This is a genomic window from Pedobacter psychrodurus (assembly GCF_004331735.1).
In the GTDB taxonomy this organism is placed as follows: Bacteria; Bacteroidota; Bacteroidia; order Sphingobacteriales; family Sphingobacteriaceae; genus Pedobacter; species Pedobacter psychrodurus.
Map to the genome: position 1 here is coordinate 81,125 of NZ_SJSO01000004.1, position 11,378 is coordinate 92,502.

Genomic DNA, 11,378 nt, shown 5'->3' on the forward strand with positions numbered 1-11,378 from the left:
AAGTTACCAATAAAGTATTAGTTTTGTAGTCAATCAGTGCAATCCAAAAATCAGTGTAATCTTCCGCGAAGCGAAAAAATAAATGATAGCAAAAAACAATAAGAAAACCATCCGTTCGTGGGCATTCTTCGATTGGGCAAACTCTGCCTATAACTTAGTCATCACTTCTACCATTTTTCCGGCTTATTATACCATTATTACCACCACTAAAGAACATGGCGATAAAGTGGAATTCTTTGGAAGAACTTTTGTAAATACCTCACTTTCCAACTACGCCTTATCGTTTGCGTATCTGATTATGGCTTTTGCGTTGCCAATGCTTTCGTCCATTGCAGATAGAAGGGGGAATAAGAAGTCGTTTATGAAATTCTTTACCTATGTTGGTGGAGCGGCCTGTATCGGTTTATATTTCTTTAAATTAGATACACTCGAAATGGGTATCATTTTGTTTGCAATAGCAGCAATGGGTTATATCGGTGGGGTGTTGTTTAGTAATTCTTACCTGCCAGAAATCGCCACAGAAGAGCATCAAGATCGCGTGAGTGCACAAGGTTTTTCGTATGGTTATATTGGCTCAGTTTTACTCCAACTGATTTGTTTTCTGTTTGTGCTAAAACCGGAATGGTTTGGTATTACTGATGCCTCATTTCCGCCAAGATTATCTTTTTTATTGGTTGGGGTATGGTGGATAGGTTTCTCTCAGATTCCTTTTTCGGCACTTCCGAATGGAACACCTCAGCACGATAAGGTTAAAACGAATATTCTTAAAGATGGCTTTAGTGAATTATCGAAAGTTTGGGCGCAGGTGAAACAAATGAAAGTTTTAAAAGGATTTTTAGTTTCTTTCTTTTTCTACTCCATGGGCGTACAAACCATTATGCTTGCTGCTGCTGGTTTTGCAGAAAAAACGTTAAAACTAGGAACAGCAAAATTGATTGCTGTGATATTGATCATTCAGCTTGTGGCTATTCCCGGCGCCATGCTCATGTCTTTTCTAGCTAAAAAAATAGGGAATATAAACGTATTGATTATGGTAGTTGTAGTATGGATAGGCTGTTGCGTTTTCGGTTATTACATCACCAACGAATATCAATTTTATTCATTAGCTGCAATTGTAGGTTTAATTATGGGTGGAATTCAATCTTTATCGCGCTCTACTTATTCTAAATATTTACCGGTTGATACAAAAGATAGCACTTCATTTTTCAGTTTTTATGATGTAACAGAGAAATTGGCGATTGTAATTGGCCTTTTCAGTTTTGCTTACATCGAAGATTTAACTGGAAATATTCGCTACTCAATTATTGCTTTGGCATCATTTTTTATTGTTGGATTAGTTCTTTTAGTGCTTCTAAGAAAAAACCAACATAAAGAATCGCTAAAATTGTAAGTTTGCAGTCGTTAAGAATATTATGAAAGTAGAATTATTTGTGCCTTGTTTTGTAGATCAGCTCTATCCGGAAACCGCTTTTAATACCTTAAGGTTATTAGAAAAATCGGGATGTGACGTAACCTACAATTCAAAACAAACCTGTTGTGGTCAACCTGCATACAATGCGGGTTATTGGGATGAAGCGAAGGAGGTAGGTACGAAATTTCTGAACGATTTTACCGAAAATACCTATGTTGTTGCGCCTTCGGCATCGTGCGTTGGGATGATAAAAGGTGGTTATAACGATCTGTTTACCAATACCATTGTGCACAACAAATGCCGGAATTTGCAATCGAATATATGGGAGCTTTCTGATTTTCTGATAAACGTAGCCAAAAGAGATTATTTTGGAGCCGAGTTAGAAGGAAAAGCTGTTTACCACGATTCGTGTAGCGCCTTACGCGAATGTAAAATCAAAGATGAACCACGCCTGTTGCTTTCGAAAGTACATGGTTTAGAAATGATCGAAATGGAAGATACGGATATGTGTTGTGGCTTTGGCGGAACCTTCGCAGTTAAGTTTGATGCTATTTCATCTGCAATGGCAGAGCAGAAAGTTAATCATGCCTTGGCACAACAGGCAGATTATATCATTTCAACAGATTTATCCTGCCTTTTACATCTTCAAGGCTATATCGAGAAAAATAATTTACCGATCAAAACCATGCATATTGCTGATGTATTGTGTAATGGCTGGTTAGAAAGTACAGAATATTAGCCACCACCTTTAGCTTTTTGAGGAAGTAACACTGGAGATGGTTAAATCTTAAATTTATTTTGGAAAGCAGTTGCAGAAGCCAGTGGGTTAGAGCAATCCCGCTCTCGCTTCTGCTCCGATGAAAAAATCGGGAGCATTCCGCTATGATCGGGTTTATGTGGCATAAATAGTAATGCTATCAAGGATGAAATAAACCCGACCGACAGCGTTATCCCGATTTTAGTCTCAATTTCAATTTACAGAGCTTCTATCGGGATTAAGCAAAGGGCGGGACTACAGCCTCCTAAGAACTACTGGTATTGCTTTTCTAAAAAAAAAGATGCTCAGATTTGAAGTATTAAATTTTGTAGCTAAATTGCTAATGCAATGCCTATACCACGACTGATAGCCACAAGCCAATTTATAGATATTGTTTTTCGGAAAGCAGTTGCAGAAGCCTGTTGGTTAGAGCAGACCCGCTCTCGCTTCTGCTCCGATGGAAAAATCGGGAGCATTCCGCTATTATCGGGTTTAGATCAGCTTAAATCGTAGTGCTATCAAACGATATAATAACCCTTATTCTGTGGCTGTTTCAGCATCTCAAGGGCAAGTAAGACCCTGAGATAAATCCGATAGTTATCGGATCAGGGTGACGACCTCCCAAACCTGGAAGGTTTTGTGGTTATTTGCACCGCTCTTTGTTAAATAAACCTGACCGTCAGCGTTATCCCGATTTAATGATCAATTTTAAATTAAACGGTCTATTCTATCGGGATTAAGCAGAGGGCAGGACTACCGCAACCTAAGAACCACTGTAATTGCTTTTCAAAAAAACAATCTTAATTGTAAAAAATAAATTACATCTGCCTTTAAAAATCTTGTTAATCCAATCCGGCTATTGATTTTAACACAATTTAACATGTTTTACGTTACAATCTATAATACCTTTGTTAAACCTTTTTAAGGCTTTCGTATCTAACAAACAAAACAAAATCGTAATGAAAAAAATAATCTTCACTTTACTAGGAATTTTATCAATGGCAAGCTTTGCAAATGCGCAGCAGAAAAAAACTTCGGGAGCAATACAATTTGAAAATATTATTGATCCGGCAGCCATGGCTTCGGCAAGTGGTATCCAGCTAACCGATCAAATGAAAGCCAGAATGCCTTCTACCAGCAAAAGTAATTTCGAGTTATTGTTTACAGCTACAAATGCCAGTTACATGCCAGTTGAAGAAACTGAAGATAGCAACGGAGCTGGCGGCGGAGGAGGAGGTATGGGACGTATGATGATGCGTTTTGGCGGTGGCGGTGGTAACCGTGAGTATTATTATGTTTTTGCCGACAAAAGCTTAACAGAAGTTTTCGACTTAAACGATACGACTTATTATATGCCGAGTAAATTAACTTTAGCTACTTCTGGTCCGATTAGCTCATTCAGAATTGGTGGAGGTAATGCTAATGATACCACGAAAGCAAAACCTGCTCCAGCACCAACAATAGAAGTAGTTAAAACTGATTCTACTAAACAGATATTAGGTTTTACGTGCCATCAGGCAATTGTAAAATCAACAAGAGCCATCAAAATTTTGGATATGGATAAAAACGTGGTAGAAGAAACGAAAATCTGGTATACAAAAGATTTAGGCTTCGATTTTTCTCCAAACCCAAATATGTGGACAGAAGGTGCTGTTTTAGCTATTGAAGGTAGAGGTAGCAGCTCAATTGCTAAAAGCATTGAATATAGAAATGTAAGTTCGAAAGATGTAACTGCGCCTAAAAAATCAAAATTAATTACTGCTGAAGAGTACAAGACTAAAATGGAGACCATGATGAAACGTTTTAGACAAAATAGACCAGGTGGTGGCGGTCAGGTTAGATCTTTTGGAATGAATTAATTGAGTTTCATTGCTAGATATCCGAAGTTTTGCCCGGGCCTGTGCCTTGTGCTAACTTCGGATGTCTTTACATAAATTACGACCATAATTATTTTATCAGGCCCTGAAAGCATAAGCTGTCGGGGCTTTTTTTTTGTATCATTTTTGAAAGGCTTGGTTTTACTTTTTGCAGCTAAAATTAGAATAACTATTATTGGGATTAATTAAAACCTAACCAGAGTGATTACAACACAGAAAGAAAGTAACCTATTAGCAACTAAACAGCATTTCGAAATTTTAGATGGATTAAGAGGCGTAGCCGCTGTAGTGGTAGTGATATATCATTTCATGGAAATTGCGATTACCGATTATAACAAAAATTTTCTCTCCCATGGATTTCTGGCGGTCGATTTCTTTTTCTGTTTATCAGGTTTTGTAATTGCCTACGCTTACGATACACGTGCAGAAAATATTGGATTAATGCAGTTTTTTAAACTAAGGTTGATCCGTTTGCATCCTCTTGTAATTATCGGTTCAATTTTAGGGCTGTTAACCTTTCTGTTCGATCCTTATAGTGATTTTTATGCAGTTTATGGCTTCGGGAAAACACTGTTGATGTTTTTAGCATCCGCGTTTTTGATTCCATATCCGGTTATGCCAGAGCGTTATACCAATCTATTCTGTTTAAATGCACCAGCATGGTCTTTGTTTTGGGAATATGTTGCGAATATTTTTTACATCCTCGTGCTTTACAAATTGAATAAAAAAATGTTGGCTGCATTAGTTTTTACTGGAGCAGCCTGCATCTGTTATGTCGCCTGGAAGGTTCCCAATGCAAATTTAAGTGGCGGCTGGGGTGGACAAAACTTTTGGGACGGTGGTGTGAGGGTACTTTATTCTTTTTCAGCAGGGATGTTGGTTTATCGTTTCAACTGGATCATTAAAAATAAGCTTGGCTTCCTGGGCGTGAGTCTACTCTTGCTAGTGGCCTTTCTTTTTCCTTATGCAGATGCTTATAACTGGATTACCGAACCCATAATTGTATTGTTTTATTTCCCGCTTTTAGTGGCTTTAGGTGCCGGAGCAGTAGTTAGCGAACCTTTAAAAAAACTGCGTACACTATCTGGAGAAATATCCTATCCACTTTATATGACACATTATCCCTTCGTATGGGTATTTCTAACTTATGTTGCCGTGGTTAAACCTGCAATGTCAACCTTATGGGTGGTTATCCCGGTTTCGGTAACCTTGTTGGTGTTATTGGCTTATCTAATCATGAAGTTTGTTGATATCCCATTGCGTAAATATTTGAAGACTAAATTTTTATAGATCATTGGTGCAAGCACGAAGCTTGGTAGTATGCTCTATTTTTTGCCACGGAAACATAGATATCAAGGAAGTAGGAAAGGCCAAATGAGAGTGGACAGTAAAATATTGCATTCAATCCACTAACATAAATATAATCTCCGTGTTAATCCGTGCCTCCGTGGCATCTTTTATCTCGCTTTTTCTCAAAAAAATACCTACCTTTGCACAAAATAAAATCACATTGTAGGTGATCTTTACTAACATTTTATAAAAAATTAAATCATAGTTGTAGATGATTAACATTACTTTACCTGACGGTTCTGTCCGTCAGTACGAAAAGGGCACTTCTGCCCACCAAATTGCATTGTCAATTTCTGAGGGTTTAGCCCGTAACGTATTAGCCGCTGAGGTTAATGGCGAGGTTTGGGATTCAACAAGACCAATCGAATCTGATTCATCAGTGAAATTATTGACCTGGAATGATACTGCGGGAAAATCGACTTTCTGGCACTCATCTGCTCACTTAATGGCTGAGGCTTTAGAGGCGCTTTATCCAGGTACCAAATTCGGTATCGGTCCGGCTATCGAAACTGGGTTTTATTATGACGTAGACTTTGGCGACCGCGAATTTTCGTCGGACGATTTCAAAGCCATCGAAACCAAAATGATCGAACTGGCCAAACAAAAGGAGACTTTTGTTCGCGAAAGTGTAAGCAAAGCTGATGCAGTTAAGTATTTCACCGAAAAAGGCGATGAATACAAATTGGATCTAATTGATGGCTTGGAAGATGGTAAAATTACTTTCTATACCCAAGGCTCATTTACTGATTTATGCCGTGGTCCACATATTCCGAATACTGGTTTTGTTAAGGCAGTAAAACTGATGAATGTGGCTGGTGCTTACTGGCGTGGCGATGAAACCAAAAAACAGTTAACCCGTATATACGGTGTAACTTTTCCTAAGGCGAGCGAGCTTACTGAATATCTTTTAATGATTGAGGAAGCAAAAAAACGCGATCACCGTAAATTAGGAAAAGAGTTAGAGCTATTTGCTTTCTCAGAAAAAGTAGGAATGGGCTTACCTTTATGGTTGCCTAAAGGAACTGCTTTGCGCGAACGTTTGGTTAATTTTTTAACTAAAGCACAGGCTAAAGCAGGTTACGAGCAAGTAGTAACTCCGCATATTGGTCATAAAAATTTATATGTAACCTCAGGTCACTGGGAGAAATACGGTAAAGATTCTTTCCAGCCGATTAAAACGCCACAAGAAGGAGAGGAGTTCTTCTTAAAACCAATGAACTGCCCACACCACTGTGAGATTTACAAAACAAAACCACGTTCTTACAAAGATCTTCCTGTTCGTTTTGCAGAGTTTGGTACTGTTTACCGTTACGAACAAAGTGGCGAATTACACGGTTTAACCCGCGTGCGTGGCTTTACTCAGGATGATGCACACTTATTCTGTATGCCAGAACAAGTGAAAGAAGAGTTTAAAAAAGTTATTGATTTAGTGCTTTACGTATTTAAATCGTTAGGTTTTGATAGCTATACTGCTCAAATTTCCTTAAGAGATCCAGAAAATAAATCGAAATACATTGGTTCTGACGAAAATTGGAGACTATCTGAGAATGCCATTATCGAAGCAGCTGCAGAAAAAGGCTTAAATACTGTTGTAGAATATGGTGAAGCCGCCTTCTATGGTCCTAAGCTCGATTTTATGGTGAAAGATGCTTTAGGTAGAAAATGGCAATTGGGTACCATTCAGGTAGATTACAACTTGCCAGAGCGTTTCGAACTAGAGTATACTGGTAGTGATAACCAGAAACACAGACCAGTAATGATCCACCGTGCACCATTTGGTTCATTGGAAAGATTTATTGCTGTTTTGATCGAGCATTGTGCCGGAAACTTCCCGTTATGGTTAAGTCCGGAGCAGTTTATTATTCTCCCTATTTCAGAAAAATATGAAGAATATGCGAAAAAAGTTTTAGATGAACTAAATAATTCCGATATTCGCGGGCTGATTGACTTTCGTGATGAGAAAATCGGACGCAAAATACGCGATTCGGAAGTTAAAAAGATCCCATACATGCTCATCATCGGTGATAAGGAAATGGCAGAAGGAAAAGTTTCTGTGCGTAAACATGGCGAGGGAGATTTAGGCGAAATGACCTTGGAAGAGTTCAACAATTTATTAAGAAAAGAAATAACAGTTTAAATTAAAATAGTACAAATTTGGCATTAGGAAGACCAGGATTTAACAGGGGACCACGTCCACCTTTTAAGAAAAAAGAAGCAGAGCATAACATTAATCAGTATATAAAATCGCCCGAAGTGCGTTTAGCTGGCGATAATGTTGAACCGGGGATTTATCCTTTGGCAAAAGCTTTGGCGCTTGCTGATGAACTGGAATTGGATTTGGTAGAAATATCTCCAAATGCCGTACCACCAGTTTGTAGAATTATCGATTACAGTAAATTTGTTTACGAACAAAAGAAAAAGCAAAAAGAAATTAAATCTAATGCTAAACAAACTGTAATTAAGGAGATCCGTTTCGGTCCTAATACCAACGACCACGATTTCCAGTTTAAATTGAAGCACGCAGTAAGTTTTTTAGAGAACGGTGAGAAGGTTAGGGCTTACGTGCATTTTAAAGGTAGAGCAATTGTTTACAAAGAGCAGGGAGAAATTTTATTGTTAAAATTCGCTCAGGCTTTAGAAGATGTAGGAAAAGTAGAGTTATTACCTAAGTTAGAAGGTAAACGTATGTTCCTAACAGTTGCGCCTAAAGTAGCAAAAAAATAAAAATAGGTTTATAAATTAAAAAACAGGTTATGCCAAAAATGAAAACCAATTCCAGTGCTAAAAAGCGTTTTTCGCTTACTGGAACAGGTAAAATCAAAAGAAACAACGCATACAAAAGTCACATCTTAACAAAGATGAGTACTAAACGTAAACGTGCGCTTGGAAATGCTAGTATCGTAAGTGATGCAGATTCAGGTAACGTTAAACGTATGCTTTGCATCGGAAAGTAATTTATTAATTTCACCAGGTATCAGGCTTTAAGTTTCCGGTTAAACGGAACGCCGCTTGCCAAAAAACAACAACAACATGCCACGTTCGGTAAACGCAGTAGCTTCGAGAAGAAGAAGAAAAAAAATCCTTAATCTAGCCAAAGGCTATTGGGGAGCAAGAAGTAAGGTTTATACTGTTGCTAAAAACACAGTAGAAAAAGGTTTGCAATATGCATACCGTGACCGTAAAGTTAAGAAAAGAGAATTCCGTGGATTATGGATCCAACGTATTAATGCGGGTGCTCGTCAGCACGGTATTTCTTACTCTCAATTAATCGGTAAACTAGCTTCTAAAGAAATCGGTTTAAACCGTAAAGTATTGGCTGATTTAGCAATGAATCACCCAGAAGCTTTCAAAGCTGTGATTGATGCAGTAAAATAGAAATTTTCGCTTAGGCGATAATCATATTTAAAAAAGGTCCCGATGTAAATCGGGACCTTTTTTTGTTGTTTGGTTTTGAAAATCTAGTATAATCCCATTTCTGCCAGGCTTGCAAATTGTTGGCCATCGTGCGCAGATTTGGCAATGATTTTATAATAGAGGAAAGTTTGTGCCGAAGCAAAATCAAAGTATTGCACCCCACTAATGTTTTTTGCCACATAGTCACCTCGTGAGGTGAAATTGATACCATCAGTACTGGTTAAGATTTCGAAATCTTTAACCGCTCTGCTTAAGCTACTGCGTTGTAATAAACTAACACCACTAGCTGTTTTTGAAGTCGTTCCTACCTTAATTACCACATTGTGAGGATATGAAGTAGCCGATGTTCTCCAACGCGAATGCCAAATGGTAGTAGTATTGCCATCAATCAAACTGGTTGCCTTACCATCAGAGCTTTCTTCTGAACTAAATGAATTGATGGTCCAACCTGTTTTGCTTAACTCATTTTTGGTTGAGAAGTTAAGTACAGGTAAGCCTCCCGAAAAAGTATATGCATAAATCTGTTCGGTTACCGTTCCATTGTCGTGCACCAATTTAACTTTCAGTTCGTACGGAATACCATCAGCTTTTTCTTGTAGATCGGCAATTGGCATTACCACTCTAAAACTATCTGTACCTATCTTTTTCGATTCCCAGGTAATGGCATTATAATCTTTATTTACACCAGTACCTTCATTGTTTACATTTGGGTCGTTATAATACAGAATACTCGTTACGTTACCTGTTGACGTAAATTTTCCTGATACCACAATCGATGCCAATGTACTCGAGTAGCTGGCATATATTTTATTAATACTACTCGTTACCGAGCCATAATAGGTAGTGGCATTATTGTTGAAAACCTGATTGGCATTTAAAATAGCCGCATCGGCAGCCGTTAAAAAAGTAGGACTTTTACCTAAAGTTCCATTACCACCCCACATTAATGCCATACCTAAGGTTGAATTTTCAGAAACTTTTTGTCTGTTGTGTGGTAGATTTAATCCATGACCGAGCTCATGAACCATACCGCCAAACCAAACACTGAAGCGGTTACCTACTGTAGTGGTTAAGCCAAGGTTTACAATGTCCATTTCTTCATAATCTAAGGCGTAACACCATTTGCCGGTACCATAAAACGGGCCTCCACTTGGTGTACCATTCGAACCGATAGAATACCTTGGGATAATAATTAAAGTATGCTCGCTGGTTTTATCTGCCGGGTGCGCAGCAAAATAAGCATTTACTTCGCTTGCAACTGCGCCGCTACCTCCCGAGTATGGGTAACTGGCTTTTGGCAACGTTCCCCTAATGGTTAGGATTTTTACATTTCCTGCGCCATCATCTGCAAGACCGAATGTTTTGTTGCCATAACCATTGCGGTTCATTTCTTGTTTGTACCAATCCTGTGTCCATAGTAAAAGATCGCTCAATCTTTTTCTGTAACCCGCAAGCGTGTCGAGGTCGTTAGGTACAAAATACACAATATTTACATTGCGGCTTTGGGTAATAATATTGGTTGTAGCCAATTTTTTGTTAATAGAGAAGGTTTTTTCCTCTGGTTGTAATACTTCGGCCTTTTTACAAGATAGGGCGAATAGGCAGGCACAGCATAGCCCTGTTAAAAGTAGACTGTTTTTTTTCATACGATAATTTTTGGTTTAGGTTGATAATATTGGAAATTGGTTATTGTTGCTTTCTTACATGCTGCGCTCAGCCTCTTTACCTAATCTTATCGATTTTATACGACGATTATACCACCATAATTTGCCAGTCTTGGCCGCTATCCCCAAATCTTAAAAGAGCGCATTGTAAATAGATTTTTACCTTATCTAGATTTAAGTTACAAACAAACTTATACAGTAGAATGATTTAAAACCGCGCAAACGTTTGTGTTGAATAAAATATAATTGACCAAATTAGGGTAGTAGAAATGCAGTTTAAGCAGGTTTTACATCTATTTGATTGCCTGCTTAAAATGAGCTTAAAATTTATGATGCGCAAACGTTTGATCGACTTGTATTAAGTGATGGGTGCCGTAGTAAATGTAAGCCTGCAGTTAGTGCTAAGGGGGGATGGCTGTAATGGTTAGATTAGTTACACCAAATTGCTGTAGATTAATTGCTTTGCCTCAAACAAAAGAATTTTTACCATAAGGTGTTGAGGGGGAGTGTAGGGTTGGTGAAAAGCGACCCGATGTGAAATCTCGTGTCGCTGTGTATTTTTGTTTAACTCTGGTCATCAGTATCTGCATCCGGAGCATTCTTTTGAACAGATTCGATGCCGTTATCCCTGGCTGCAGTACTTTCGTACATTTCGCTAGACCCAATAATCTGGCCATTTGTAGCCTTTAAGCTGAAATGGTACTTACCGTTAGACGAAGTCTTTTTCTCGAAGTTGGAATCGTCCTTTGCATTTTTTTTAACAGATTCTATCCCATTTTCGCAGCTTGATTTGGCCGAATAGCCTTCGCTGGTTAAAATGGTCTGGCCATTACTCGCTTTCAGATTAAACTGAAATTCTCCGTTTGATCTTTTAGTAATTACAAATTTTCCCATAGCTCTGATTT

10 protein-coding genes are annotated in these 11,378 nt (G+C 38.3%); 8 read left to right on the top strand and 2 right to left on the bottom strand.

What is annotated here, in order from left to right:
- Positions 1-82: 82 nt before the first annotated feature.
- The 8 genes from EZ456_RS05610 to rplT all read left to right on the top strand — a co-directional run bounded on the left by EZ456_RS05610 (position 83) and on the right by rplT (position 8,770).
- Positions 83-1,390: an MFS transporter gene (locus EZ456_RS05610; protein ID WP_131528150.1), complete on the top strand. Its 1,308-nt coding sequence runs from the start codon at positions 83-85 to the stop codon at positions 1,388-1,390.
- Between the two features lie 22 nt (positions 1,391-1,412).
- Complete coding sequence (locus tag EZ456_RS05615) at positions 1,413-2,150, top strand: (Fe-S)-binding protein (protein ID WP_131528152.1); 738 nt, start codon at positions 1,413-1,415, stop codon at positions 2,148-2,150.
- Positions 2,151-3,127: 977 nt separating this feature from the next.
- The gene (locus EZ456_RS05620) at positions 3,128-4,027 is read left to right on the top strand and encodes a hypothetical protein (protein ID WP_131528154.1); all 900 of its coding nucleotides are present in this window, start codon (positions 3,128-3,130) and stop codon (positions 4,025-4,027) included.
- 219 nt (positions 4,028-4,246) lie between these two features.
- Positions 4,247-5,335 (top strand): acyltransferase family protein, encoded by a 1,089-nt coding sequence (locus EZ456_RS05625; protein ID WP_131528156.1) that lies wholly within the window; start codon positions 4,247-4,249, stop codon positions 5,333-5,335.
- Positions 5,336-5,606: 271 nt separating this feature from the next.
- Entirely contained in the window at positions 5,607-7,532 is a 1,926-nt protein-coding gene (thrS, locus tag EZ456_RS05630) for a threonine--tRNA ligase (RefSeq protein WP_131528158.1), read from the top strand.
- 17 nt (positions 7,533-7,549) lie between these two features.
- Positions 7,550-8,119, top strand: coding sequence for a translation initiation factor IF-3 (gene infC / locus EZ456_RS05635; protein WP_056872808.1), 570 nt, complete (start codon positions 7,550-7,552; stop codon positions 8,117-8,119).
- A 29-nt stretch (positions 8,120-8,148) separates the two neighbouring features.
- Positions 8,149-8,349: a 50S ribosomal protein L35 gene (gene rpmI / locus EZ456_RS05640; protein ID WP_116251007.1), complete on the top strand. Its 201-nt coding sequence runs from the start codon at positions 8,149-8,151 to the stop codon at positions 8,347-8,349.
- 76 nt (positions 8,350-8,425) lie between these two features.
- Positions 8,426-8,770, top strand: coding sequence for a 50S ribosomal protein L20 (rplT, locus tag EZ456_RS05645; protein WP_025144714.1), 345 nt, complete (start codon positions 8,426-8,428; stop codon positions 8,768-8,770).
- An 83-nt stretch (positions 8,771-8,853) separates the two neighbouring features.
- Here the strand turns inward: rplT and EZ456_RS05650 are convergent, their stop codons facing one another.
- Positions 8,854-10,455 (bottom strand): discoidin domain-containing protein, encoded by a 1,602-nt coding sequence (locus EZ456_RS05650; RefSeq protein WP_131528160.1) that lies wholly within the window; start codon positions 10,453-10,455, stop codon positions 8,854-8,856.
- A gap of 582 nt (positions 10,456-11,037) precedes the next feature.
- Positions 11,038-11,367 carry a YegP family protein gene (locus tag EZ456_RS05655; RefSeq protein ID WP_131528161.1) on the bottom strand — a complete coding sequence of 110 codons (330 nt, stop codon included), beginning with the start codon at positions 11,365-11,367 and terminating at the stop codon, positions 11,038-11,040.
- Between the last annotated feature and the right edge of the window lie 11 nt (positions 11,368-11,378).